The following is a 23,945-nucleotide window of genomic DNA, read 5'->3' on the forward strand; positions in this document are numbered from 1 at the left end:
TCAGCCTCCGTTGCGGCGGGGGTCGCGGATGTCGTTGAAGCGCATGCCGGCCACGGTGGCGGCCAGGACGAGCAGCAGGATCGCCAGCGACGGGAAGAGGGTCTGCCACCAGGCGATGGCGACCACGCCGCTGCGCTGGGCGTTGAGCAGGATCCGGCCCCACGACCAGGAGTCGGGGTCGCCGAGGCCGAGGAAGCTCAGCCCCGCCTCGGAGATGACCGCGCGCGACGCGGTCAGCAGCACGCTCACCACGATCAGCGGGACCACCGCGGGCAGGATCTCGCGGGTGACGATCCGCCAGCCGCTCGCGCCGAGCACCCGCGCGCCGTCGATGTAGGGCATCGCCGAGACGACCAGGCCCTGCGAGCGGATCAGGCGGGCCACCTCGGGCCAGGCGAAGACGCCGATGATCACGGTGAGCGTCCAGACGCTGGGGCTGACGATCGCGGCCAGCATGATCATCAGGGGCAGCGTCGGCAGCGCCAGCATCACGTCGGTGATCACCGTGCCGACGGCGTCGACCGGGCGGAAGTGCGCCGAGGCGAGTCCGATCGCGGTGCCGAGCACGATGGCGATGAGTGAGGCGGCCATGCCGATCAGCAGGCTGGTCCGGGTGCCCCAGACCACCTGGGCGAAGATGTCCTGGCCGAGGTCGTCGGTGCCGAACCAGTGCGCGCCCGAGGGGCCCTGGAGCACGTCGGTGCCAGTGCCGGTGGGCTCGCCGGCGATCAGCGGGGCGGCGAGCGCCACCAGGACCATCACCGCCAGTACCGTCGCCGCGAGCAACCCGGAGGGCCGGCGCAGGAAGGCGCGCCAGGCCGGCTTGGCGGTGGGGGCCGCCTCCGCCGCCGGTTCGGTCAGCAGCGGGGCGCTCACAGCCGGATCCTCGGGTTGAGCACGGCGTAGAGCAGGTCGGTGAGCGCGTTGGCAACCACGACGGTGATCGCGAGCATGATGAACGCTCCTTGCAGGACGGGGTAGTCGCGTTGCCCGACGGCCTCGAAGATGAGCCGGCCGATCCCGGGGTAGGCGAACACGGTCTCGGTGAGCACGGCGCCGCCGACCAGCGTGCCGAGCTGGAGGCCCATCAAGGTCAGCGCGGGCAGGAACCCGTTGCGCAGGGCGTGCTTCCACAGCCGGCGGCGGCCGGAGAGGCCGCGGGCGCGGGCCGCGCGGATGTAGTCCTCGCCGAGGACGTCGACCAGGTTGGTGCGCAGCGTCAGCGCGTACGGGCCGAGCTGCACGAGGACCAGCGAGAGCACCGGCAGCACCAGGTGGTGGGCCAGGCTGAGATAGGCGGCGGCGCCCCGGGTGTCGGGGTCGATCGCCCCGCCGATCGGGAACCAGCCGAGCCGGGCACCGACGAAGACCAGCAGCAGCATGGCCACGCTGGGCACGAAGAGCGCGTGCCCGCCGATGCCGAAGCCCTGCAGCACCTTGTCCGGCCAGCGGTCGCGGTGGGCCGCCGCGAACACGCCGATCGGGATGCCGACGGCGATGGTCAGGACGAACGCCGTGCCGGCCAGCAGCAGTGTCCACGGCAGACGGTCGAGGAGGATGTCGCTCACCGGCTGGATCTGCCGGAACGATATCCCGAAGTTGCCGTGCAGCAGTTCACGCAGGTAGGCGACGTACTGCTCGAACAGCGGCCGATCCAGGCCGTACGTCTTGAGCAGGGCGGCCCGCATCTCCGGGGTCATGTCGCCCTCGACCATCAGGGTCGTGGGGTCCCCCGGGAGAAGACGGAGCAGGAAGAACGTCGCGGTGATCGCTATCCAGATCGTCAGTACGGCCTTGAGCGCCCGGTTGAGCACGAAGCGTGCCACGGGGAACCCCCTCCCTTCTTTCTCTGGTGCCGGCCGGTCAGCCGACCGGCTTGACCTGGGCGAGCGAGTACGCGGTGACCATGCCGAGCAGATCGGAGGGCGACGCGGCGAAGCCCTGGAACTTGCTGGCGTTGTAGGCGAACTGGAAGTTCTCCACGTACAGCGGGGTCAGGTACGCCTGCTCGTGCACGACCTTGTCGATGTTCTTGATCTTCTCGACGAAGGACGCGTGGTCGGTGGTGCCGGCGGCGTCGTTGATCAGCCGGTCCATCTCATCCGACTTGAGCAGGTTGTAGTTGATCCCACCCGGGTTGCTGGACAGGTACGTGCTGCGCAGCTGGTCCATCGGGTTGTCGAAGACGCCCCACTGCGACGCGTCGATGTCGTACTTGCCCTCCTTGGTGCGGCTCAGGAAGGTGTTGCGCTCGACGCACTCGTTCTTCAGCTTGATGCCGGCCTGTTCGGCGCTCTCCCGGAACAGCTGCACCACCCGGGTGATGTTGGCGTTGGACTGGTCGCAGGCGACGCTGAACTCCAGCCCGTCGAAGAAGCCGTCGCCGTTGCCGTCCTTGTAGCCCGCCGCGGTCAGCTTGGCCTTCGCCGCGGCCGGGTCGAACGGGTACGGCTGGATCTCGGTGTTGTCGTACTCGGCGAAGACCGGCGAGATCGGGCCGGCCATCTGCTGCGCGTCGCCCTGCAGCACCGAGGCGATGATCGCCTTGGTGTCGACCGCCATCGACAGCGCCTGCCGGACCTCCTGCTTGGCCAGGTCCTTGTTGTTCATGTTGTACGTCAGGTGCGCGAAGCCGAGCGCGCCGACCTTGGTCAGCTTGATCTTCGAGTCGCCCTGGAAGGTCTTCGCCGCGGACGTCGGCACCGGGGTGCCCATCAGGTCGATGTCGCCGTTGCGCAGCGCCAGCATCATCGTGTTGACGTCCGGGTAGATGCGGTACTCGACCTTGCTGACGGCCGCCTTGCCGCCGGGCGCGAGCGGGTACTTGTCGTTGCGCTTCATCACGTACCGCTGGCCCTTGGTGGCGCTCTCCAGCACGAACGGCCCGGCGCCGACCCAGTTGGCGTCGTTGGCGAACTTCGACAGGTCGCCGGCGGGCTCGAAGACGTGCTTGGGCACGACCGACATCCAGAACCCGACGCCCTCGGCGAACGGCGCGTACGGCTGGGAGAGGTGGAACTTCACCGTCGTCGGGTCCGGCGCGTCGACCGACGTGACCCAGGTGAGTTTGGCGGCGACGTTGCCGAGCTTGTACTTCATGATCGACTCGGCGCTGAACTTGACGTCGTCGGCGACCACCGGCTTGCCGTCGGTCCAGACGAAGTCGTCGCGCAGCTTGAACACGGCGGTCTTGCCGCCGTCCTCGTAGCCGTACTCCTTGGCCAGTTCCGGCGCCTTCTTCGCGTTCTCGTCGATCCGCAGCAGGTGCGGGTACATCGCGTTGAGGATCCAGGAGTCGGTTTTGCTCAGCGACTGCAGCGGGTTGAAGTTGGAGACGTCGGTCGTGGTGCCGATCCGCAGCACTGCATTGTCGCTGCCGCTGCTGCCGCTGGTCGAGCCGCTGCCCTCGTTGAGCCCGCAGCCCGACAGGGCCAGGGCGGCCGCCATGCCGAGCGCGACGGCGGCCTTGCTCATCTTCCTCACCAGACCTCCTGAAGTACGCGAATGATGTTGCCGCCGATGACCTTGGCGATCTCGTCGTCGGAGTAGTCGTGCTGGACCAGCCAGCCGACGATGTTGCTGAAGCACTCGGCCGGGTTCTCCAGCCCGGAGACGTACGGCACGCGCGGGTGGTCGACCGCGCCGTGGGCCCGACCGATCGACAGGTGCCCGACGAAGCTGTCGTGCAGGCCGACGTGGTCGCCGAAGTTGGTGTCCGGCCCGAACGCCACGTGGTCGATGCCGACCAGCTCGACGCAGTGGGTGAAGTGGTCCATCACCGATTCGATCGAATGGTGTGGATGCTTCGCGGACAGGGTGGTGTGCGGGGCGGCCTCGATGCCGATCACGCCGCCCCGCTCGGCGCAGGCGCGGATCACGTCGTCCGGCTTCATCCGGGGCGTGTTCCAGACCGTGCGCGAACCGGCGTGGGTGATGAAGACCGGCACCCGGCTGGCCTCGATCACGTCGAGGGACGTCTGGTCGCCGGAGTGCGAGATGTCGATGGCGATGCCGAGCTTGTTCATCCGGTCGACGGCGCGGCGGCCGAAGTGGGTGAGGCCGCCGTCGCGCTCCTCGGAGAGCCCGCTGCCGAGCATGTTGGCCTGGCTGTAGGCGATGCCCATCTGGCGGACACCGAAGCCGTACAGGATGTCGATCCGGTCCAGCTCGTTCTCGATCATCGTGGCGGCCTCCAGCCCCGCCACCAGGGCGAGCCGGCCGTCGCGCTTGGCCGCGAAGATCTCGTCGAGGGTGGTCGCCACCACCACGTAGTCCTGCTTGGCGACGTCGGCGAAGCGCAGCCCGATGTCGTAGATGACGTCGTCCCACTTCCAGGCGTGCTCGCTGGTGACGCAGCCAGTGCCGTTCATGAAGTTGTCGAAGACGGCGGTGAGACCGGACCGCGCGAGCCCCTCGAACCCGAAGGCGTTGCGTCCGGTGCGGTTGTAGTCCCGCAGCTGCGTGACATCGGCCGGAAGGATCTTGGGGTGTTCGTGCAACGAGATCGCGGCGTGTTCGCGGAGCAGCCGGGCGACCCGCTCCCGCTGGTCGTCGGAGAGCCCGAGGTCGTGCTCGGGCACCCGGCCCAGCTGCGGGGCCAGCTCGAACACCTTGTAGTCGGCGTGGGGGGCCAGATAGTCGAACGACTTGTAACCCCCATACCGGGCGGCGGGTTCCTGCACGCATCCACCTCACGTCGGTACGGATTGAAGGCCTGAGGACGGAGGTCTGACCTCCGACCACGGCACCGTACGCGAGAGCAGCGCGCGTTAGGAAGCCATTGTGACTGGACCGTTACCTGTTACGGACGTGTTTCGTCCGGCGGCATCCGCCCACTTCGATCGACGCGCCATCCCGACGCGTCTCCCGGCGGCACCGCCGGGACCGACTCGGTGAACGAGCGAAGCCGGCAGCCCGGCTCGTCGCAGCGCCAGCGGCGCTCGGTCCGCCACCTGCCTGCTAAGACCAAAGCCCGGGCCCCTTGCCGCCGCACGCCGGAGGAGGCGCGCGGTCAGCGGCCGCCGGTTTCCCTGTGGGCGTGAACGCGCTGACCGCAAAGTGGCGAGTACTGGTGCGGGGTGTGTTCCTGCGGGGACGGGAGGCGGATGCGATGGGCCTGGTTGACGGATGGGTGTGCTGAGCTGGCGGTCGGCGGGTGGGCTCGCCGACGGGCAGGCTGTGGAGGCCTCGCTGACCTCAGCGGAGTCGTTCGCAGTGCTGTACGAGCGCCATGCCCCGGCGTTGTACAGCTACGCCTACCGGCGTGTCGGGCCGGATGTCGCCGATGACGTGGTCGCCGAGACCTTCACCGTGGCCTTCCGCCACCGCGCTCGCTACGACCTGAACCGGCCCGACGCCCGGCCCTGGCTGTTCGGCATCCTCACCAAAGAGATCTCCCGGTACCGCCGCAAGGAAGGTGCGCGGCTGCGCGCTGTCGCCCGGTACGACGAGCCGTTCGACGAGGACAGCCATGCGGAACGGGTAGCGGATGAGGTAACGGCTCGGGCCGCCAGGGCGGCGCTCGCCGCTGCGCTGCACGGCCTGTCAGCCGGTGACCGTGATGTCCTGCTACTGATCGCGTGGGGCGGGCTGAACAACGACGAGGTCGCCGACGCCCTCGGCATCCCGGCGGGAACAGTTCGCTCCCGGCTACATCGGGCGCGGCGCCAGGTCAAGGCCGCATTGGGCGACAATCCGCTACGCGCCGGCGAGGAGTAGACGTGGACCTGCAACAGGCACTGGATGATCTCGGCGCACGACTTGGCCCGCCACAGCCGGGTCTGCCCGCCTCGCTGCGGGACCGTATGCCCGACCGGGCTGGCCCGAGCCGGCGGCGGTTACGGCTGCGCAGCCCCGGCGGGCGGATCGCCCTGGTGACCGGCATCGCCGCAGCGATGGTCACCGCAACCTTCGTCCTGCAGACAGCGCGTATCGGTGAACGCCCTCCGGCCGCGAGCGCCGAAGCCACGGAACTGCTGCGGCACGCAGCCGCCGTCGCGGGACAAGAGCCGGAACTGGCGGCCAGACCCGATCAGTTCGTGTTCGTCGAGACCAAGAGCTGGTCACCGACCACCAGCGGCCCGGTAGCCGGCCTCGTACGTTCCTGGCTCTCGGTAGACGGCACCCGTGACAACTTGATCTGGACCGAGCAGGCCAACCCCGACGGACGACATGAGATGACGAACCCTGGCTGCCGCAACGGCCGGGCTGCCCAGTGGGGAGCAGGAGGAACGCTCGATCCGACCCGGACCCGTCCGTGCACACCCGACCCCGGCTACCGAAACCAGCTGCCGACGAGTCCCAAGGCGATGGTGGCTCATTTGCACCGCATGGCCGGCAGCGACGACCCCGGACAGGTTTTCAGTCAGATCATCGCGCTTCTCAGCAGCGGATACATGCCACCGAAATCGCGTGCAGCCCTGTTCACCGCAGCATCTGCACTTCCCGGTGTCACCGTCGCCCAGGACAGTGTTGACGCGGCCGGACGGCGCGGCGTTGCCGTCACCCGTACCCAGGACGGGATGCGCCAGGAGCTGTTGTTCGACCCCGGCAGCTATCGGTTCCTTGGCACCCAACTCAACAGCGAGGACGGCGTGTCCATGCTGATGCTGCGTCCGACAGCACTCCTGCGGACGGCGATCGTGGATCAGGCGGGGCAACTGCCGGGCTGACCGGCCTGGGCTATGCGGGCGAGCGCGGCGCTACGCGGTCGCGCCGCCGTCGACGACCAGGTCGTGGCCGATGGTGAAGGACGACTCGTCCGAGGCGAGCCACAGCACCGCGGACACCACCGACGTGGTCGGGCGACGCGCCCGACCCGACCAAGGTCTGGCCTGGACGTCAAGAGGGCCAGCGACCTGCACGGATGCCCTTGTGGCAGGTACACCGCTACGCCTGGCTGCGCGGCGACCCGGGCTGCCGCCCGTGGCCGGGCGCGCCGCGTGGCGACCAGCCGGTGTTGCGGCAGCGCCGGGCGTCAGGTCAGGCGGAGCGTCGTCAGGCAGGTCGGGGCGTCCGCGGTGGTGGCGATGTCGGTGGTGGCCGTACGGCCGTTGTGGGTGATCTGCAGCGTCGCGGTGATGCCGCTCGGCAGCCAGAAGCCGGTGAAGCCGTTCTCGGACGTCTTCGCGGCGCCGTCGACCAGCACCTTGCCCGTCGCGGTGTCGGTGATCCGCACCTGCAGGTCCTGGCCGGTCAGCTCGCCCTGGCAGGTGGTCAGGCTGTGGAAGAAGCACTCGTGGGTGTGGCCGACGTACGGCGCGACGGAGAGGTAGAACAGCCCGGCCGGGATGTCGAGGGCCGTCGTCGCGCCGGTGCGGGTGTCGGTGAGCTGGAGCCGGCTCGGGCGGACCGACGCCCTCAGCGTCTGCGGGCGGTCGGCGACCGGTGCGCGGTCGAGGCGGTCGATGATTCCGCGGGCGTCCAGGCCGGACAGGCCGTGGGCGGCTAGGAACGAGCCGTCCGCCGGGGCGGCGGCCGAGGTACCCGCCGTGGACGCGGCCGGGCCGCCGCCGTCGCCGGGCGACGTGCATCCGGCGGCGAACATCGTCGCAAGCGCCGCGAGGACCAGGGCTGTCGTTCGCTTCATGGTTTTGATTGTCCGGAGTACGGTCGGGACCGGAAGGGCCGTAGGGCCTGCCCCGCGCGGACAACACCCGGCCGGACCCCGGCCGTTCGGCCCGTGCCCCCGCGCTCGGCTCCTTCTGGTTTCGGGGCCTCACGGCAAACGTCGGCAGGACACCACCAATGTCTCTCGTCGCGGCGGCGCGACGCGGTTGCGGTCCCTCGGCGGTAAGGGCCGGCCTCCGGGCGCTGCTATCGGGGTGGTCCCGCCTGGCTGTTGCGCAGCACCGTGCTGCCGTGTTCGTCGACCCAACGCGTGAGGGCGGCGACCGGATCGAGGAGGGTCCAGCCGAGGGGCGTCAGCGCGTACTGAACCCGCGGCGGTACCTCGGCGTGCACGCTGCGCGCGACCAGACCGTCGCGCTCGAGGTCGCGCAGTGTCTTCGTGAGCATCGGTCTGCGCGCGAACGCCTGGTGGTCATCAGCACTCCCGAGCGGCCAGGACGGCCGCGCGCCGTCCCAGGGATGCTTCACCCGCGGAGGCGTCGCCGCAGCTCAGAGCGTTGGATGTCCCATCCTTGCCCGCAGTGCCCGCCAGATCTACCCCGAGCCGGCCCGGTCGCGCATCTTGGACATCGCAAGAGCCGGGCAGCGCGTCAGACCCTATGCGCCGCGCACCGGCCGTCCACTGGGCACATATCCAAGGAGGTTCTGGTGAACCAACACTCGGCGAAGAAGCGACCACTGGTTGCCGCACTGCTGTCCACCGGCCTGGCAGTGGCGGGGCTGGTGGCCGCGTCTCCCGCGTCCGCGGCCCCGGCCACGTCGCGTTCGGTCGTCGTACCGTTCTGCCCGGACGAATACATCTGCTTCTACCCGTTCAAGAACTTCGGCGGCGGCCAGGGCCGGGCCAAGGATTCCAACCCCGATTTCTCTAAGCTGGCGCACACGAAGAGCGAATGCCACACCGGCACCTGGAACGACTGCATCGAGTCGGTCAGCAGCTCAGCCGTGCGATGCACCGCGTACCTCTACGTCAACGCCAACTACAAGGGGCACTACCACACCCTGAGCCCCGGTGACGCCGTCTGGGACTTCGGCATTGTCTACCACGACGAAGCATTCAACGACCAGATCAGCTCCAACGCCTGGGCATGCTAGGTCCCGCCCGCTGGGCAGCGGCCGGACTCCTGGCCGCCGTCGCGCTGACCGGCTGCGGTCACTCGCAGCCGGTCACGCGCGGCGCCTCCGAAATCTCCACCGCCATGGTGGACTTCGCCACACGTTCCGGATCGTGGCCCGGCGAAGAGGAGGACCTGGAGAACGCGTTCAACCAGCTTGACCACCGGTGCCTTCAAGCACAAGGAATCGACGATCCGGCATCGCCTCCGGTGAGGATTCCCGCGCCGGAGGACGAAGCCGCCGCCGTCGGCCTGCCCGCGCGGCGCTCCGCCGGATACGGGCTCGCCGACCCGGCCCCACCCCAGCCGGAACCATCGTTCACCGGCTCCGGCGAGAAGCTCAGGGCCGCCCAGTTCGGCCCGGGCAGTCCGCACCTGCCGGTGGTCATCGAAGGGAATGCGACGGTGGACACGCCAAGCAGAGGCTGCATAGCGGAAGCCCATGAGCGGCTGGCCGGCGACGTAGCCACGTGGACCCGGTTGTACTACCTACCGCAGCGATTCGATGAACGCATGCTCGCCGCGATGACTCATGACGCTCGTTACTCGGCCGCGCTGGCCGCCTGGAGCACCTGCATGCGTTCCCGTGGTTACTCCTATAACAGCCCCGACGACGCCGAGTCCGCACTGCGCTCGCAGTACCAGAAACTCGGCGTCACGACGGCCCTCAAACGACAGGAAGTCCGCGCCGCCGTCGACGACGGCGACTGCCAGCTCGCCGAACATCTGCCCACACGACTCCTCCAGATCCGAAGGTCCCTTGTCGCGAGCTTGTCGCGCTCCGATCTGGAAACCCTTGCCGCGATGAGCCGCCTGCGCCGCGACGCCGTGGCCCGCGCCAGATCCGTGCTGGCCACGGCGGCACCGTCAAAACGGCCATGATGCCCGGCGACGCCTGCAGCATGTCGGCCAAGTTTCGTGGCTGAGACCGGCGTGGTGCGTGCTCCTGCTCCCGCGGCCCGGTCCCCGGCACCGGCCCGCTGGCGCGGGACGTCAGCAGCGGCGCCGCTGCCCTGTCACCCGCGACACGACAACCGGGCAGGGGACAAACTCCATGTTCGAGCTGCGCGACCGCGTCCTCGATCCGGCCGGTGCCCGAGCGGCCTGCTGCACGTCAGGCGCGGCCCCGCCCGGTGGGCGAGGCCGCGCCGTAGCGGCGGGCCGGGCCGGTCAGCGGCCCGAGTTCGACGGGCTTGAGGCCGGCGTCGCGGCGTCGTTGGCGATCATCTCCGGATGGGCGGCCACAAACTGGGCGACCGTGTCGTCGCTGATCGCCTTCAGCAGGTCGAGCGCGGTCTGGTCGAGGCTCTCGAATTTCTGGCCCTTGACGGTTTCGCTCCTGTACGTGCCGTTGTTGGTGCGCAGCGTGACCATCTTGTCCGCGTCGATGCCCTTCAACGTGAAGATCCAGTCCGCGAGGGAGACGTGGTTGTTGTAGAACGACACGGCCTGGCCGACCGAGCTGAGCACCTCGTTGACCTTGAGCGGGTTGGTGATCACGCCGGCGCTGGTGGCCTTCTTGACCATTGCCTTGATGAACTGCTGCTGGTGGCGCTGGCGGCCGTAGTCGCCGTCGTTGTTGGCCAGCTTGTCGCGCTGGCGGACGTAGTCCAGGGCCTCCCACGGGAGGAAGTCGCGACAGCCGACCTCGTACACCTTCGGCTCCATGTCCGGCTTCAGCGACGTCGGGTTGCCGTCGGGGGTGAAGTTGTACGGCATGGTCTTTCCCACCTCGCCCGTTTTGGTGTTCCGGCCGACGTGGATCGACGTCACCTTCTCGTCGACACACATGTGCACGCCGCCGAGCGCCTCGACAAGGCCGCGGAACCCGTCGAAGTTGACGATCGCGGCCCCGTTGAACTTCAGCCCGCCGGCCAGCTGGCTGACGGTCCCGGCGAGCAGTTCCAGGCCGCCGCCTCGGCCGCCGCCGTTCTGGTACCCGAACTGGAACGCCGCGTTGATTTTGTCGGTGCCGCCGGGATACTTGGTTTTCGGGCTCGCCGGGATCTTCACCCGCGTATCACGGGGGATCGACATCATGTACACGGCGTCGTGCGTGGCCGGGATGTGCGCGATGATGATCGAGTCGGAGCGCGCGCCCATTGCCTCGTTGCCGATGCGCTCGTCGATGCCGACGAGGAGCAGGTTGATCGGCCCGTTGATGGTCGCGCCGGATGCCGCCTCGCCGAGGCCGCCGTCATGGGTGATCTGGTCGCTGTAATGATTCAGCAACAGATTGCCACCGACAAGGACGCCACCGCTGGCGAGCAGCAGTACCGCCCCGAAAATCAGGGACAACCGCGCCCACAACGGGTCCTTCTTCCCACGCTTCTTCGCCATACCACTTCCTGACGCCAACGGTTCCCTCGGCGCGTCACGACATCCCCCGAACCGTGCGCCCGCGTTTCGTCCCTAACGACGGATTTGGAGCAGCAATTCGTTGCGGTTTTCAGTCAACTCTCAGCAATCGCCGTCAAGCAGGGCCAGACCGGGCGCAGCGAACAGGTAGTGCACGGCACCTTCCTGTCGGTTACGGTGCGCGAGCCGAGTTCATGGGGAGGCCCATTTCCGACTGGCCGCCCCGACGGAAAACCCGGTGTGATGCGCGAGATCCGACGTCGTCCCCGGCGCCCGCAGTAGCTCCAGCAGTCGTGTCCGTGCCTGCCCGGCACCCCGCAGGGGGTATCCGTGCGATCACCGTCCGTCGCATCGGGTCCGGAGCGGTCGAGGCCTCGCCGCAGCGGAAACTGGCCACGACATGAACCCTACCGACGGTTCACCGACGTCCCCGCTGGAAATTTCGCGCCGCCCGACGTTCGCACAGCGAACGCGCGCACATTTGCCGCTGAGCCGGTGCTGTGGCTCATGTCGATCGTCATGGTCCGTACGCCGCCGTGCAGGCCATTGATCACAATTCTGGCGAGCACGCCACCTGGCGACGATCTTGGCCTGGCTTACGCCACCAGTTCCTCGCTGAGGGTCCATAGGCGCGCGGCGGCCTCGGGGTCGCGGGCCAGGGAGCTCGGCTCGATCTGCTTGCCGCGGAGGAAGTAGCCTCCGGTGACCTCGGCCGCCTCCGGGGCGCTGGCCAGGTAGACCGGGGTGGCCGCGCCGGTGTGAACGGTACCCATGAAGGGCTTGGCGGCCGCGACGAGCAGCTTGGCGACGCCGCGGGCCTCGCGGCCCAACTGGGTGCGGATGAGGCCCGGGTGCAGGCAGTTGGCGACCACGGTGCCGGTCAGGCGCTTGGCCAGCTCGACTGTGAACAGGATGTTCGCCAGTTTCGACAGCGGGTAGCTCGGCTCGCCGCGGGCCAGTTCGTCCCACGGGATCTGCTTGGCCGAACGATGCACATTGGACGACACCGTGATCACGCGGGCCGGCGCGCTGCTCACCAGCCGTTCCCGCAGCAGGCTGGTCAGCAGGAACGGCGCCAGATGGTTGACGGCGAACACGGTCTCGTAGCCGTCGACCGTGAACTGCTGCTTGAGCATGATCACACCGGCGTTGTTGTCGAGCACGTCGAGCCGGTCGTACTTCTCCAGCACCTCGGCGGCCAGCCGGCGCACTTCGGCCAGGCTCGACATGTCAGCCGTCAGGAGGTCCACCTCGGCGCCGGGCGCCCGATGCCGGATCTCGTTGACGGCCGATCGCCCTCGCTCGGCGTCGCGCCCGACGACGACCACGGTGGCGCCCAGCTCGGCCAGCCGGGCCGCCGTCTCCCGGCCGATCCCGCTAGTCCCGCCGGTCACCAGGCACACCTTGCCGGACATTGTGGTCATTGACCCTCCCGGATGTACTTGCCGCAGCGCCCTATTCTGTACGGCAACGCCTCGGGTAGCAGGTGTGGCTGGACGCCGTCAGCTGACGTGCCCGGCCCGCCCCCTTCTCCTGGCGATCCTCGATGCCGCCGTCAGCCGCCGCAACGTCCAGGTCAGACGGAGCCGCGGGCCTCTTCGTAGTCCGGCTCCGGTGTCGGAACCTTCTTCTTTCCGGCAGCAGGCAAGGTAATCAGCAGCACAGCTGCTCCGAGGAGTGCGATGGCCGCGATCCAGCCCGCGCCGACGTGCATAGCATGGATAAACGCATTGTCAGCAGCCTGGGCAAGAGTGGGCCGTTGGATAGTGGTGGCGACGTGGCGGGCCTGTTCGGCGGAAACTCGCGCCTGATCCTGCACCGGACCGGGTGCACCCTCCAGCGAAGGTTCGATCGCTCGTCGGTACGTGATCGACATGATCGTGCCGCCTACGGCGATTCCGATCACACTGCCGGTTTGTCGCACAGTGTTGGTGACGGCCGATCCTGCACCGGCCTGTTCCAACGGCAGGTTGCTGATCAATGCGGCCGTAACGGGGCCGATCACCATGCCGATCGAGAGACCCTGTATCAACAACAGGATCTCGATCCAGACGAGTGGCGTCTGGAGTCCGAGGAACCCGTACCCGCCCATGGTCAGCGCGGCCACGGTTAGCGCCGGCACGGTGATAGGGCGTAGCGACAGGCGGCGAACCAGGCGCGAGGCAAGGGGCGCCCCCGTGAGCGCGCCGAATGCGGTCGGGATATTGGCCAAACCTGCCTTCGTTGGCGAAAACCCGAGCGCGCCTTGCAGGTAGAACGCGTTGTAGAAGGTGATGGCGGCCACGGCAAAGAGCAGCAATCCGAGCGCCACATTGCCGCCACCGAATGTGCGTTGCGCGAGCAGTCGCGGATCAAAGCTGGGCACCTTGATACGCAGTTCGACGAGTACGAAAGCTGCCAGCAGAACCAGGCCGGCAACGATCGGCGCCCAGACGTCGGGACGACTCCACACAGCCACCTGCCCCGCCCGGATCAGCCCATAGGCCAACGCCGCGAGCCCGCTGATCGACAGCAGCATTCCTGCGGGGTCCAGTGACCGCAGAGTGGGGCTGCGGAAATTCGGAACCAGCGCGGCGAGCCCGGTCAGCGCCAATACCGCGACCGGGACATTGATCAGAAAGACCGAGCCCCACCAGAAATGATCGAGCAGGAACCCCGCCAGCACCGGGCCGGCAGCCATGCCGACACCGGCCGACGTCGAGAAAATGCCGATCGCGGCGGCCCGCGCGGGGCCCGTAAAGGTCCACATAAGGATGGCCAAGTTGGCGGGCGTGATCAGCGCGCTGCCCACCCCCATCGCAGCTCGAGCTGCAATCAGCTGGCCCGCATCGCTTGCGTACGCCGCCCACAGCGAGGACCCGGCGAAGATCACTAACCCAATGGAAAACACGGTCCGGTGACCGAACCGATCGCCAAATGCGCCTGCAGCGAACATCAATGTGGCGAAGGTCAGAGTGTACGAACCGGTCGCCCATTGCAGCTGACCGGGATTGGCCCCCAGTCCACGGACCGGATCTGCAAGGGTCTCCAGCGTAGCGCTCAGGACAGTATTGTCCAGCCAAATCAGCAGCGAACACAGCATAAGAACGGCGAGAATCAACTGCTGCCTGAACTTCGGCAACGTTGGAGGCGTGGTCATGAACACCCTCGGATATCGGTCAGCGGGAACCTGAACGACTGGACGATAGGCAGACTCCACGGCGCCGTCAAGCTTAGAGTTTTTTGTCAAAAATGTTGCGGCCGAGCGGACTGTATGCCTCTGCCGGATTTGCGGACTGAACAATTTTGTGCCCTCTGGCGGATTTGCGAATTGAAGGATTTCATGCCCTCCAGTGAGCTGTCGCACCGCGTCCTTCTCCTTCTTGGGGCGGCGCTCGCGGATGGGTCAGGCGATGTCCGCCTCGTGTAGTGGGTCGCCGCCTGCTGTGTCGTGGCAGCGGCGCGGGGCCCCCGGCGGGCAGACTGCCGGCCAGTTTGCCCGCCGCAGCCCATAAGGTGTGGGTCCCGGCATCGGGCGGTCGGTGGCCCTCCGCTTCGCGGGGGAGGGGCTGGACCGCGCCGCCGGTCGGTGAGATCGCCGCCACCGGCGTCGACGTCGTGTCGCTGGCCGCCGACGTGGCGGGCGAGGATGCGCTGCGCGCGGCGCTCGACGCCGCGGCGGACCGTCTCGGCGAGCCCGGTGCGGTGGTGTGCAAACATCGCCGGGCACTACTGGCGGCCGCATACCCAGCCGCGCGAGCACTGGCATATGACGGCGCGAGCGCGACGGCCGGGGATCGCCGGTGAAGGGCGGTCCTCCGGCCGTCGCGTCGCTCAGCCCTGCGGGTTGAACGCGATCCCGGCGGGCTTGGACGCGGTGAGCAGCGACTCGAACCGGCCGTCATTGATCTTGATTGTGGCCGCCCCGAAGTCGGCGGTCATCAGCCGGTCGCGCAGCGCCGTGCTGGGCCATCCGTTCCAGTCCACCAGCGGCGGGTAGCGCCAGTTGTGGTAGTGGTTTTCCGGCGGGTCGTCGTTGGCGTTGGCGAGGCGGAAGAAGTGGGTCGACGCGCCGTCCTTGTGGTAGACGGTCTTGGGGTGGGTTCCGTCGAAGCGCACCTGCGAGCGCGGGTACGTCACCTGGCTGCTGTGCTGCGTGGTGGTCACGTACTCGACCTGGTTGCTCGCCTGGTTGACCCAGGAGATGACGTGTTCCCAGTCGTGGCGGTGGCCGCCGAGGCTGATGCCGGGCAGGGCCTGGTCCTTCTCGAAGTAGCTGGCGTACACGATCGCGCACCAGCCGTTGTTGCACCTGGACCGGGCGTACGTCTGCGTCCGGTCCAGGTCGGACTGGTCCCGGCAGTTGCCGTTGAGGGCCCCGGTGGGGTTGAGCCCCGGGTTGAGCGTGCCGTCGGGGCTGATGGCCGCGACGGGGTAGCAGCCGTCGGTGTCGTAGTCGTACGCGGGGGAGAACGACTGCTCGTACCCTCCCGCGTTCTGCGGCAGATAGGGCAGGTTGTCGGCGAAGGCCGCGGTCGCGGGCAACAGGACGCCGAGCGCGGCCAGCACGGCCACGACCCATGGCGCGCTACGACGCCGTCCGGCGGACCGGCCGCCGGACGGCGATGACACGTGTTCCAACGTTTCCCTCTCGTGGATCGACACTCGTCACACGCCGGAACCGGCGTCCTTAGAATATCGATGTACACGAGTATGTAGCGCGACCGGCAACGCGTGAACATCATCTGGTCGCCGGCTTGCGCGGTGGTGACCAGGCGGCGGGCCGGCCAGCCTCCGGCGGCGCGCCGCCGGAGGTGATGACCCAGGGTGAGCCGGCCGCCCTGTGCGCGGCCCGGCCGCAGACACACCGGGTGCCGGTGCATGCCGGCCGCCGTCGCGGGTAGTCCGGACGCTCGCGAGGCGGCCGCCGCCTCGATGCACCGCACGTCCAGGGTTCTGACACCGAGACATCGGAGGTGAGGCCATGCCGGCCGCAACGCAACAGACCCCGCCCGCGGCACCGGCCCGGCGGAGCTGGGCCCCGCCGCGCATCGAGTGCCGGGAGACCCGGCCCGAGATCACCGCGTACTCCGGGGCCGGCGATCCGTGGCCGACGAACACCCGCTGAGCCGCGAGGATCTCGCGGCGGCGCTGCGGGGGCTCTCGGCGCGCTACTGGGACAAGCATCCGTTCCACGTCCGCCTGCACGCCGGGGGCTGCTCGCCGGACGAGGTCCGGGCCTGGGTGGCCAACCGCTGGTACTACCAGCGCCGCCTGTCCCAGAAGAACGCCGCCATCATCGCCAACTGCCCGCTCGCGGAGGTCCGGCGGCGCTGGGTCGAGCGCATCGCCTTCCAGGACGGCAGCGGCGACGGCGAGGGCGGGCTGGAGGACTGGCTCGTCCTCGCCGAGGCGGTGGGGCTCGACCCCGCCGAGGTCCGCGACGAGCGCAGCGTGCTGCCCGGGGTCCGCTTCGCCGTCGACGGCTACGTGAACTTCTGCCGCACGAGGCCGTGGACCGAGGGCGCCGCGGCGGCGCTCACCGAGCTCTTCTCGCCGGATCTGATGGCGGAGCGGATCCGCGCCTGGCAGCGGCACTACGACTGGATCAAGCCCTACGGCTTCGCGTACTTCGAGCACCGCATCCCCGTCGTGCAGCGCGACAGCGAGTACACCCTCTCGCTCGTGCTCGAGCACTGCCGCTCCCGGGAGCAGCAGGACGCGGCGCTCGCGGCGCTGTCGTTCAAGTGCGACGTGCTACGCACAATCCTCGACACCGTCGACTACGCGGGCCTGCGGCGGTGAGCGGGGCCGGCCTGCGCGCCGGGGTGCGGCTCGCGTACGACCGGGTGCGCGCCCGGCCGGCCCTGCTGTACCCCGAGGGCGTCCTGCTGCTCAACGAGACGGCCGGGCAGGTCGTGGCCCGGTGCGACGGCGCGCGCACGGCCGGCGACATCGCCGAAGACCTCGCGCGCGACTACGACGGCGTGTCCGCCGACGAGGTCGGCGCGCTCCTCGGCGACCTGGCGCAGCGGCGGCTGGTCGCGCTCGACGGCACCGGCCGCCCGGCCGGGACCGCCGGCCTCGACGCCGCGGGTGAGGACCCCGGCCCGCCGCCCCGCGACCCGGCGCCGCTCGGGCTGCTCGCCGAGCTGACCTACCGGTGCCCGCTGCACTGCACGTACTGCTCGAACCCGGTCGAGCTGTCGGCGTACCGCGACGAGCTCACGACCGCGCAGTGGCGCCGCGTGCTCGACGAAGCCCGCGACCTCGGCGTGCTGCAGGTGCACCTCTCCGGCGGCGAGCCGATGCTGCGCCCCGATCTGGTGGACCTCGTCGCCCACGCCCGCGGGCTCGGCCTGTACAGCAACCTCGTCACGAGCGGCATCCCGCTCACCGAGGCCAGGCTGGCGGCGCTGGCCGGCGCGGGGCTGGACCACCTGCAGCTGTCGATCCAGGACGCCGAACCGGCGGCGGCGGACGAGGTCGCCGGGATGCGGGCGCACGAGCGCAAGCTGGACGCGGCCCGCCGGGCGCGGGCCCACGGCCTGCCGCTCACCGTCAACGTGGTCCTGCACCGCGGCAACGTCGGCCGGCTGCTCGCGATCGCCGAGCTGGCCGCCGGCCTGGGCGCCGACCGGCTGGAGCTCGCGCACACCCAGTTCTACGGCTGGGGGCTGCGCAACCGGGCCGCGCTGATGCCGACCCCGGAGCAGGTCGCGACCGCGCAGCGGGACGCGCAGACGGCGCGGGCGCGCTACGGCGACGCGCTGGAGCTCGTGTACGTGGCGGCCGACTACCACGCCGACCGGCCGAAGCCGTGCATGTCCGGCTGGGGCGCCCGCCAGCTCGTCGTGGCGCCAACGGCTACGCGCTGCCCTGCCTGGCCGCCGCGCAGCTACCGGGCCTCGGCATCGAGAACGTCCGCGCGCGCCCGCTCGGTGACATCTGGTACTCGTCGGCGTCGTTCAACCGGTTCCGCGGTACCGGCTGGATGCCCGACCCGTGCCGCTCGTGCGCGCTGCGCGAGGTCGACTTCGGCGGCTGCCGCTGCCAGGCGTACCAGGTGACCGGCGATCCGGCGGCGACCGACCCCGCCTGCGGCCTGTCCCCGCACCACGAGCGGCTGACGCGCTTCGCCGCGGCGGCCGGCAGCGCGGCGGCGGCCCCGGTGCCCCGGCTGATGGCGTGAGGGTCCGGCTGCTCGGCACCGCCGCGGGCGGCGGCCTGCCGCAATGGAACTGCGCCTGCGACGGCTGCACCCGCGCCCGCGCCGCCGGCGTGAACCGCACCCAGGACTGCGTGGCGGTCAGCGGCGACGGCCGGGCGTGGTTCCTGCTCAACGCCTCGCCCGACCTGCGCGCGCAGCTCGCCGCCGCGCCCGAGCTGGCGCCGGGGCCGGGCCGGCGGGACACGCCGCTGCGGGGCGTGCTGCTGTCGACGGCCGAGCTCGACCACACCCTCGGGCTGCTGACGCTACGCGAGGCGGGCGCGCTGACGCTGTACGGCAGCGGCTGCGTGCTCGACGCGCTGGCCGGCCCCTTCCCGGTGCGGCCGATCCTGGCGCAGTACACCACCCTGCACTGCGCGGTCATCGAGCCCGGCGCCGAGATCGGCCTGGACGGCGGCCTGCGGGCGCAAGCGCTGAGCGTCGGTTCGAAGCGGCCGCGGTACGCCGAGAGCCTGCCCGGCGACGACTGGGTGCTGGCATATCGGGTGAGCGACCCGCGCACCGGCGGCGTCCTCGTCTACGCGCCCTGCCTGCCGGCCTGGTCCCCCGCGTTCGAGGAGCTGATCGCCGACGCGGGCTGCGTCGTGCTGGACGGCACGTTCCTGCACGACGACGAGCTGCGCCGCGCGACGGGCGGGGGCGGCGCCGCGACCTCGATGGGCCACCTGCCGATCGAGCTGTCCGAGCCGCTCCTGCCGCGCCGGCCCGGCATGCGGTACATGTACACCCATCTCAACAACACCAACCCGGTCGCGGTGACGGGAACCGCCCTCCGGCTGGCCGCCGAGGTGCCCGCGGATGGCGCCTCCTTCGAGCTGTAGACCCGGGAGACGGCCTTCGGCGCTCCGGGAGCGGGTCGGCGCGGACAAGGTCGTCGCCATGGCCCAGCGCCTGGACATCACCTTCCGCAGCCCGATGGACCGGCAACCGCCCCGTGGTTGCGGGCTCACGCCACCGCGGCCCGGATGCCGAGGGCGACGAGCACCGTGCCGGCGATCCGCTGGACGATCGTGCCCGCGGTGGGGGAGCGCAGCGACTGGCGGGCCCGGCTGATCAGCACGGCCCAGCCGAGCAGCCACACGGTGATCAGGGCGGCCTGGGCGGTCGCAAGGGCGAGGATCTGCGGGGGGAGGGCCGCGTCGGGGTCGAGGAACTGCGGTACCAGGGTCAGGAAGATCGCCGCGGCCTTCGGGTTGAGCACGTTGCCGAGCAACGCTTGCAGGTAGGCCGGGCGCCGCGCCGGTAGTGGTGCACCGGTGGCGGTGGCGGTGGTTGCCGGTCTGGTCCGCCATGTCACGATGCCGAGCCCGATCAGGTAGGCGGCGCCGGCGAGGCGTACCGCGGCGAACACCTCACTGGAGCGCATCACCAGCGCGGACAGCCCGATGGCGGCGAGGGTGGCGTGGACGTACAGGCCGGTGACGGTGCCGAGGATCACGGGCGCCGCCTGCCGCGCGCCGTCGCGGGCGACCCGCTGGGTGAGCAGGGTCAGGCTCGCGCCGGGCATGGCGATCAGGGGCAGGATCGCCACCAGGAAGCCGGCGACGGCGTGCGCGCGCATCAGAGCACGACGCGGTAATGGGTGACGAGGTTCCATGCGTCGTCGAGGACGTGGAACGCCAGTCCGGGCGGTGCGCCGAGATCCGCCAGGTGGTCGCTCTCCCACGGCAGCCGCAGGGTCCAGGTCACGCCCGGCGCCACCAGCAATGGCCGGCCGGCGAAGGTTGCCGCCGCCGCGGTGTGCGCATGGCCGGTGAGGACGGCGATCACGTTCGGGTGGGTGTCGAGCAGGGCCGCGAGCGCGGATTCCTGTTGCAGCAGCATCGAGTCGGGCAGTGGGTGGTGCAGCCGTACCGGCGGGTGATGGAACGCGATCAGCGTCGGGGTGTCGCCGAGTTCGTCGAGGGTGCCGGTGAGCCAGGCGAGGGTCTCGTCGTCCAGGAGTCCCTCGTCGCGCCCGGGGATGGTCGAGTCGCACATCAGGACCGCCAGGCCACCGACGCGGTGGCGCCGGTTGATCGGGCCGTCGGCGGCGGGCTCGCCGGTCAGCGCCTTGCGGTACGCGGCGCGGATGTCGTGGTTGCCGGGGCAGGTCAGGACCGGGAACGGTGCGGTCAGGAGCCGGGCGGCGGCCTCGTATTCGGCCTCGACGCCGTTGTCGGCGATGTCGCCGGTGACGAGCAGCGCGTCGACCGGTCGCGGCAGTCCGCGCAGGTAGTCCATGACGTTTGCGGCCCGGCTGAGGCTGCGTTCGGTGCCGTCGAGGTGCAGGTCGCTGATGTGTGCGAGGAGAAGCATGAACTACCCCCGGTTGGCTAATGGGATCGAAGCGATCTGGCGATAGTCACCGTAGCTTCGCGGGCAAATGCAATCAAGAGGGCATTCCATTAGCATGGCCGGTGTGGGGTACTGGGATCTCTCGCTCTCCCTGGTCAGCACGATCCGCCACGACGGCAACGGTGGCGTGGCGGACGACCTCGACAGCGTCGCCGGGCTGGCCGGCTGGCTGGCCGTGGCACCGGACCTCGGCGCCGAACCGCCGGCCGCGACCGAGGAACTGCGCCGGCGGGTGACGGCGCTGCGCGCGGCGGTCCGATCGTTGTTCGCCCGGGCGGTCCGCCCGCTGGAGCCGAGCCGGGCCGACGCCCAGAGCCTCATCGACGTCGAGTCGGCGCTGGCCCGGCTGAACGCCGCCGCCGCCGGTCTCGGGCCACCGTCGCTGCAGTGGCCGGCGGACGGCGCGCCGCGCCTGATGTATCCGATCACCGCGACCGACGCGGAAGGCCGCCTGCTTGCGGTGCTGGCCGAGGCCGCCACGAGGTTCCTCGCCGGGCCTGACGTCAGCCGGCTACGGGCCTGCCCGGCCCCGCGCTGCGTGCGCTACTTCCTCCAGGACGATCCACGCCAGGCCTGGTGCAAACCCTCGTGCGGCAACCGCGCCCGCGTCGCCCGCCACTACCAGCGCCACCGCAGCGACTGAGCCCGTTCCGTTACGTCAGCAGCCGTAGCGACCGTTGGCGGACGTTGACGTAGCGCTCGTGCACCTCCGGGGTACCGGCGGCGGCGACCTCCTCGGCCGCGGCAGGCCACTGCGGCGGCTCGGCACCGCCGGACAGTGCCCAGGCCGCCTGGCGCGCCGCGCCGAGCGCGACGTACTCGCCGGGGCTCGGCACGCTCACGGGCGCGTCGAACAGCGCCGGCGCGATCGCCTGTACCGCGCGGGACTTGGCCGCGCCGCCGATCAGTAGCACCCGGTTGACCGGGGTGCCCTGGGCGCGGAGCGCGTCGAGGGCGTCGGCGAGGCCGCCGAGCATGCCCTCCACCGCGGCCCGCGCCAGGTTCGCCGCCGACGCGTTCGCCCGGGTCAGCCCGGCGAGCAGACCACGCGCGTCGGGCAGGTTGGGGGTACGTTCCCCGTCCAGGTACGGCAGGAGCGTCAACCCTCCCGCACCCGGCGGCGCCGAGAGCGCCAACTCGTCGGACGATCTGCGATGGGTGGGAGGGTTCCACAAGCAGGTGGGTTGAGGGTATGACAGGGTGATGGCGTGGCTGGGTACCCGGAGGTGTCGCTGCTCGGCTATGTCGACGGCGAGGTAGTGCCGGACACGGTGGCGGGGCTTCAGGAGTTGGTTGCCCAGTTGCTTCGGGCGCGAGGGTGGGCTGGCGCGCCACCTGAGTTCGTCGACAGTATCGACGCTGGCGGGGTGCGCACGTGCGGAGTGGTCTTGTGGTTGACGGACGTACGCGCGTCTACGGCGGAGACCGTGTCAGCTGAGCTGGACCGGAGCGAGTTGGCGGATGCCAAGGCTGTGGTCGATGCCTTGGCTGGGTTCTCTGGTCGCACGGGTCTGACTGTCAGTATTGAGTACGGCGGCGAGTCGATCGGGTGGATTGAGGCTGGTCGGCCTGACGAGGGGATCCGTGAGGGTCTGATCGGCGAGTGGGAGCGGGGGATCGCTGGTTGAGCCGGCAGCCCTTTCGGCGAGGACGTGCAGCGCGTCGTCGCCGGGGTCCGCGCGGCGCGGCGCCTGGCCGCGCTGGCTATGGGCTCACCCAGCCTGACGTGCCTGTTGTTCCCTTTCGGACGGGTGCCGTGGCGCGCAGGCCTGCCGGCTGCCTACCAATGGTTCCAGTGCAGTACCTCGTCGCGTGGGAAGGGCGAAGCGCGAACGCACTGATCACGACGCCAACTACCGCGTCTACGGCGCCCACAGGATTTGGCGGCAGCTGCTACGTGACGGCGAATGGAACGGCTGGGCATCCAGGGTGTCCGCCACGCCAGGACCCCCGCGGACCACCAGATCCGACCCGGCCGACCTGTTGTGCCGGGACTTCACCGCGGCTGCGCCGAACGCGCCGATCGGCGGCGGTCGATCAGCGGGCCCGGATGCCGCGCATGGCCAGTTCGAAGAGCCGCCCGGCCTGTGCCTCCCAGTCGCCGGCGGGGTCGAGCTGCCAGAGGCCCGCGAACAGGAGCAGCACATCGTCGGGGTCGAGGCCCGGCTGGATGATGCCGGCCGTCTCGGCGGCCGTCAGCAGTACGGCCAGTGCGGTGACGATGGGTTGGTAGGTCTCGGCGAAAAGGTCGTCTCCGGGATGCGCCGCCGTTCGCAGTGCGCCGGCCAGGCCCTGCTTGGTCATCGCGTACCGGGCGAGCCGCCCGATCCAGATCCGCAGCGCCTGTTCCGCCGGATGGGTGGCAAGCAACTCGGCGGCGGACTCGGCGACGTGCTGCACCTCGCGGCGGTACACCGCGAGGATCAGCGACTCCCGGGTCGGGAAGTTGCGATACAGCGTGGCGTTGCCGATGCCCGCCCGTTTGGCGATCGCGTTCAGGGAGACCTCACCTGACTCGCTGAGCGCATCGATGGCCGCGGCCAGGATCGCGTCGCGGTTGCGCTGGGCGTCCGCTCGCCGCGCGTTCGGTGTCGTCGCCATCACTCTTCTCTGCTTGCTAACCGGGGAGTTCCCCAGTTAGGCTCGTCTGGTCAACCGGGGAAGTCCCCACTACGCCCAGTCTAGTGGCTCCGGTCAGACCGGGGGAAGGAGACACCATGTCGGTACACCGTGAGATCTCACCGGCCGAGGCGGCCGACCGGCTCGCGATACGCGAACTGTTCGACGCATACGCGCACTGCGCCGATCGGCGTGACGCCGAAGGTCAGAAGGCCCTCTTCGCCGAGGACTGCCGCTTCGTGGTCTTCATGGACGGCGAAGGCTCCGCGCCGACCTACGCCCTCGACGGGCAGGAAGCGCTCACGCCGGTCTTCGAGGGCCTCCGGCAATACGAGGCGACCACGCACTTCAACGGCCAGAGCACCGTCGAGCTCGCCGGCGACACTGCCACCGGCGAGAGCTACACGCTCGCGCATCACCTGTTCACCACGGACGGTGAGCGCAGAATCATGATCGCCGCGCTGCGCTACCTGGACACCTTCACCAAACGCGACGGCACATGGCTGTTCGCCGAGCGCAACCTCATCGTCGACTGGGCCGAGACCCGGCTGTCGACCCCCTGAAACTCGGCGCGGCTCCGGCTCGCCTTGGCGAGCCCGGGGCCCCCGGGGGGGGGGTGAAACGGGGGGGCAGTTGGTAAGCGCACCCCCAGGGCGCCCGAGCCCGCCAGGGCGCGG

General features: G+C 70.0%; 26 protein-coding genes and 3 pseudogenes. 14 read left to right on the plus strand and 15 right to left on the minus strand.

Going from position 1 to position 23,945, the window contains the following annotated elements:
• The 4 genes from AB0M46_RS12045 to AB0M46_RS12060 are packed head-to-tail and all read right to left on the minus strand — an operon-like array spanning position 1 to position 4,682.
• The gene (locus tag AB0M46_RS12045; protein WP_363335116.1) at positions 1-876 is read right to left on the minus strand and encodes an ABC transporter permease; all 876 of its coding nucleotides are present in this window, start codon (positions 874-876) and stop codon (positions 1-3) included.
• Positions 873-1,826, minus strand: a complete 954-nt coding sequence (locus tag AB0M46_RS12050) for an ABC transporter permease (RefSeq protein WP_363335118.1) — start codon at positions 1,824-1,826, stop codon at positions 873-875. The genes AB0M46_RS12045 and AB0M46_RS12050 overlap by 4 nt, the downstream gene beginning before the upstream one ends.
• Before the next feature lie 37 nt (positions 1,827-1,863).
• Entirely contained in the window at positions 1,864-3,474 is a 1,611-nt protein-coding gene (locus tag AB0M46_RS12055; protein ID WP_363335167.1) for an ABC transporter substrate-binding protein, read from the minus strand.
• Between the two features lie 5 nt (positions 3,475-3,479).
• Positions 3,480-4,682 (minus strand): membrane dipeptidase, encoded by a 1,203-nt coding sequence (locus tag AB0M46_RS12060; RefSeq protein WP_363335120.1) that lies wholly within the window; start codon positions 4,680-4,682, stop codon positions 3,480-3,482.
• A gap of 445 nt (positions 4,683-5,127) precedes the next feature.
• On the opposite strand from AB0M46_RS12060, the gene AB0M46_RS12065 reads away from it, so the two are divergent.
• Together AB0M46_RS12065 and AB0M46_RS12070 are read left to right on the plus strand one after the other, a co-directional pair.
• Positions 5,128-5,718, plus strand: a complete 591-nt coding sequence (locus tag AB0M46_RS12065) for a sigma-70 family RNA polymerase sigma factor (RefSeq protein ID WP_363335122.1) — start codon at positions 5,128-5,130, stop codon at positions 5,716-5,718.
• A 2-nt stretch (positions 5,719-5,720) separates the two neighbouring features.
• Positions 5,721-6,671: a CU044_5270 family protein gene (locus AB0M46_RS12070; protein ID WP_363335124.1), complete on the plus strand. Its 951-nt coding sequence runs from the start codon at positions 5,721-5,723 to the stop codon at positions 6,669-6,671.
• A 30-nt stretch (positions 6,672-6,701) separates the two neighbouring features.
• On the opposite strand, the gene AB0M46_RS12075 is transcribed toward AB0M46_RS12070, so the two are convergent.
• From AB0M46_RS12075 to AB0M46_RS12085, 3 genes are all read right to left on the minus strand, one after another.
• Entirely contained in the window at positions 6,702-6,791 is a 90-nt protein-coding gene (locus AB0M46_RS12075) for an SDR family oxidoreductase (protein WP_363335125.1), read from the minus strand.
• Positions 6,792-6,976: 185 nt separating this feature from the next.
• Entirely contained in the window at positions 6,977-7,588 is a 612-nt protein-coding gene (locus AB0M46_RS12080; RefSeq protein WP_363335127.1) for a CueP family metal-binding protein, read from the minus strand.
• A 227-nt stretch (positions 7,589-7,815) separates the two neighbouring features.
• Complete coding sequence (locus tag AB0M46_RS12085) at positions 7,816-8,016, minus strand: helix-turn-helix domain-containing protein (RefSeq protein ID WP_363335129.1); 201 nt, start codon at positions 8,014-8,016, stop codon at positions 7,816-7,818.
• 261 nt (positions 8,017-8,277) lie between these two features.
• On the opposite strand from AB0M46_RS12085, the gene AB0M46_RS12090 reads away from it, so the two are divergent.
• Together AB0M46_RS12090 and AB0M46_RS12095 are read left to right on the plus strand one after the other, a co-directional pair.
• Complete coding sequence (locus tag AB0M46_RS12090) at positions 8,278-8,724, plus strand: peptidase inhibitor family I36 protein (RefSeq protein WP_363335131.1); 447 nt, start codon at positions 8,278-8,280, stop codon at positions 8,722-8,724.
• A gap of 104 nt (positions 8,725-8,828) precedes the next feature.
• On the plus strand, positions 8,829-9,626 hold the full coding sequence (locus AB0M46_RS12095; protein WP_363335133.1) for a hypothetical protein: 798 nt from the start codon (positions 8,829-8,831) through the stop codon (positions 9,624-9,626).
• Positions 9,627-9,914: 288 nt separating this feature from the next.
• Here AB0M46_RS12095 and AB0M46_RS12100 read toward each other — a convergent pair whose 3' ends face one another.
• The 3 genes from AB0M46_RS12100 to AB0M46_RS12110 form a co-directional block, all read right to left on the minus strand.
• The gene (locus tag AB0M46_RS12100) at positions 9,915-11,084 is read right to left on the minus strand and encodes an LCP family protein (protein WP_363335134.1); all 1,170 of its coding nucleotides are present in this window, start codon (positions 11,082-11,084) and stop codon (positions 9,915-9,917) included.
• A 614-nt stretch (positions 11,085-11,698) separates the two neighbouring features.
• Positions 11,699-12,526 (minus strand): SDR family oxidoreductase, encoded by an 828-nt coding sequence (locus AB0M46_RS12105; protein WP_363335136.1) that lies wholly within the window; start codon positions 12,524-12,526, stop codon positions 11,699-11,701.
• Between the two features lie 152 nt (positions 12,527-12,678).
• Complete coding sequence (locus AB0M46_RS12110) at positions 12,679-14,241, minus strand: MFS transporter (protein WP_363335138.1); 1,563 nt, start codon at positions 14,239-14,241, stop codon at positions 12,679-12,681.
• A gap of 458 nt (positions 14,242-14,699) precedes the next feature.
• Between AB0M46_RS12110 and AB0M46_RS12115 the strand changes: the two genes are divergently transcribed.
• A complete protein-coding gene (locus AB0M46_RS12115) occupies positions 14,700-14,888 on the plus strand; it encodes a hypothetical protein (RefSeq protein WP_363335139.1) in 189 nt (62 codons plus the stop codon).
• Between the two features lie 27 nt (positions 14,889-14,915).
• Here the strand turns inward: AB0M46_RS12115 and AB0M46_RS12120 are convergent, their stop codons facing one another.
• Positions 14,916-15,713, minus strand: coding sequence for an NPP1 family protein (locus AB0M46_RS12120; protein WP_363335141.1), 798 nt, complete (start codon positions 15,711-15,713; stop codon positions 14,916-14,918).
• Positions 15,714-16,065: 352 nt separating this feature from the next.
• On the opposite strand from AB0M46_RS12120, the gene AB0M46_RS12125 reads away from it, so the two are divergent.
• The 6 genes and pseudogenes from AB0M46_RS12125 (at position 16,066) to AB0M46_RS12150 (ending at position 19,133) form a co-directional block, all read left to right on the plus strand.
• On the plus strand, positions 16,066-16,209 hold the full coding sequence (locus tag AB0M46_RS12125) for a hypothetical protein (RefSeq protein WP_363335143.1): 144 nt from the start codon (positions 16,066-16,068) through the stop codon (positions 16,207-16,209).
• On the plus strand, positions 16,188-16,886 hold the full coding sequence (pqqC, locus tag AB0M46_RS12130; RefSeq protein WP_363335145.1) for a pyrroloquinoline-quinone synthase PqqC: 699 nt from the start codon (positions 16,188-16,190) through the stop codon (positions 16,884-16,886). The genes AB0M46_RS12125 and pqqC overlap by 22 nt, the downstream gene beginning before the upstream one ends.
• Positions 16,887-16,930: 44 nt before the next feature.
• Positions 16,931-17,608 (plus strand): annotated as a pseudogene (locus tag AB0M46_RS12135) (PqqD family peptide modification chaperone); the annotation flags it as partial.
• A 293-nt stretch (positions 17,609-17,901) separates the two neighbouring features.
• A pseudogene (locus AB0M46_RS12140) lies at positions 17,902-18,123 on the plus strand (SPASM domain-containing protein); the annotation flags it as partial.
• A gap of 24 nt (positions 18,124-18,147) precedes the next feature.
• Positions 18,148-18,273 carry a hypothetical protein gene (locus AB0M46_RS12145; RefSeq protein WP_363335169.1) on the plus strand — a complete coding sequence of 42 codons (126 nt, stop codon included), beginning with the start codon at positions 18,148-18,150 and terminating at the stop codon, positions 18,271-18,273.
• Positions 18,270-19,133 (plus strand): MBL fold metallo-hydrolase, encoded by an 864-nt coding sequence (locus AB0M46_RS12150; RefSeq protein WP_363335147.1) that lies wholly within the window; start codon positions 18,270-18,272, stop codon positions 19,131-19,133. Before AB0M46_RS12145 ends, AB0M46_RS12150 begins: the two co-directional genes overlap by 4 nt.
• A 125-nt stretch (positions 19,134-19,258) precedes the next feature.
• On the opposite strand, the gene AB0M46_RS12155 is transcribed toward AB0M46_RS12150, so the two are convergent.
• Together AB0M46_RS12155 and AB0M46_RS12160 are read right to left on the minus strand one after the other, a co-directional pair.
• Positions 19,259-19,873 carry a LysE family translocator gene (locus AB0M46_RS12155; protein WP_363335148.1) on the minus strand — a complete coding sequence of 205 codons (615 nt, stop codon included), beginning with the start codon at positions 19,871-19,873 and terminating at the stop codon, positions 19,259-19,261.
• Positions 19,873-20,610, minus strand: coding sequence for a metallophosphoesterase (locus AB0M46_RS12160; RefSeq protein WP_363335150.1), 738 nt, complete (start codon positions 20,608-20,610; stop codon positions 19,873-19,875). Before AB0M46_RS12160 ends, AB0M46_RS12155 begins: the two co-directional genes overlap by 1 nt.
• 103 nt (positions 20,611-20,713) lie before the next feature.
• Here AB0M46_RS12160 and AB0M46_RS12165 point away from each other — a divergent pair, with 103 nt between their 5' ends.
• Positions 20,714-21,292 (plus strand): ABATE domain-containing protein, encoded by a 579-nt coding sequence (locus tag AB0M46_RS12165; protein ID WP_363335152.1) that lies wholly within the window; start codon positions 20,714-20,716, stop codon positions 21,290-21,292.
• Between the two features lie 10 nt (positions 21,293-21,302).
• Here the strand turns inward: AB0M46_RS12165 and AB0M46_RS12170 are convergent.
• A pseudogene (locus tag AB0M46_RS12170) lies at positions 21,303-21,788 on the minus strand (FGGY-family carbohydrate kinase); the annotation flags it as partial.
• Between the two features lie 69 nt (positions 21,789-21,857).
• Between AB0M46_RS12170 and AB0M46_RS12175 the strand changes: the two are divergent.
• Complete coding sequence (locus tag AB0M46_RS12175; protein ID WP_363335154.1) at positions 21,858-22,277, plus strand: hypothetical protein; 420 nt, start codon at positions 21,858-21,860, stop codon at positions 22,275-22,277.
• Positions 22,278-22,686: 409 nt separating this feature from the next.
• On the opposite strand, the gene AB0M46_RS12180 is transcribed toward AB0M46_RS12175, so the two are convergent.
• Complete coding sequence (locus tag AB0M46_RS12180; RefSeq protein WP_363335156.1) at positions 22,687-23,250, minus strand: TetR/AcrR family transcriptional regulator; 564 nt, start codon at positions 23,248-23,250, stop codon at positions 22,687-22,689.
• A 116-nt stretch (positions 23,251-23,366) separates the two neighbouring features.
• Here AB0M46_RS12180 and AB0M46_RS12185 point away from each other — a divergent pair, with 116 nt between their 5' ends.
• Complete coding sequence (locus AB0M46_RS12185) at positions 23,367-23,831, plus strand: nuclear transport factor 2 family protein (RefSeq protein WP_363335157.1); 465 nt, start codon at positions 23,367-23,369, stop codon at positions 23,829-23,831.
• The last annotated feature ends 114 nt before the right edge of the window (positions 23,832-23,945 follow it).

This window comes from Dactylosporangium sp. NPDC051485 (assembly GCF_040682015.1).
GTDB lineage: Bacteria > Actinomycetota > Actinomycetes > Mycobacteriales > Micromonosporaceae > Dactylosporangium.

Coding starts and splice junctions, on each gene's coding strand:
- AB0M46_RS12125 (WP_363335143.1), top strand. CDS start 16,066: ATGCCGGCCGCAACGCAACAGACCCCGCCCGCGGCACCGGCCCGGCGG.
- AB0M46_RS12155 (WP_363335148.1), bottom strand. CDS start 19,873: ATGCGCGCGCACGCCGTCGCCGGCTTCCTGGTGGCGATCCTGCCCCTG.
- AB0M46_RS12085 (WP_363335129.1), bottom strand. CDS start 8,016: ATGCTCACGAAGACACTGCGCGACCTCGAGCGCGACGGTCTGGTCGCG.
- AB0M46_RS12065 (WP_363335122.1), top strand. CDS start 5,128: ATGGGTGTGCTGAGCTGGCGGTCGGCGGGTGGGCTCGCCGACGGGCAG.
- AB0M46_RS12185 (WP_363335157.1), top strand. CDS start 23,367: ATGTCGGTACACCGTGAGATCTCACCGGCCGAGGCGGCCGACCGGCTC.
- AB0M46_RS12095 (WP_363335133.1), top strand. CDS start 8,829: ATGGTGGACTTCGCCACACGTTCCGGATCGTGGCCCGGCGAAGAGGAG.
- AB0M46_RS12110 (WP_363335138.1), bottom strand. CDS start 14,241: ATGACCACGCCTCCAACGTTGCCGAAGTTCAGGCAGCAGTTGATTCTC.
- AB0M46_RS12105 (WP_363335136.1), bottom strand. CDS start 12,526: ATGACCACAATGTCCGGCAAGGTGTGCCTGGTGACCGGCGGGACTAGC.
- AB0M46_RS12160 (WP_363335150.1), bottom strand. CDS start 20,610: ATGCTTCTCCTCGCACACATCAGCGACCTGCACCTCGACGGCACCGAA.
- AB0M46_RS12100 (WP_363335134.1), bottom strand. CDS start 11,084: ATGGCGAAGAAGCGTGGGAAGAAGGACCCGTTGTGGGCGCGGTTGTCC.
- AB0M46_RS12080 (WP_363335127.1), bottom strand. CDS start 7,588: ATGAAGCGAACGACAGCCCTGGTCCTCGCGGCGCTTGCGACGATGTTC.
- AB0M46_RS12055 (WP_363335167.1), bottom strand. CDS start 3,474: ATGAGCAAGGCCGCCGTCGCGCTCGGCATGGCGGCCGCCCTGGCCCTG.
- AB0M46_RS12180 (WP_363335156.1), bottom strand. CDS start 23,250: ATGGCGACGACACCGAACGCGCGGCGAGCGGACGCCCAGCGCAACCGC.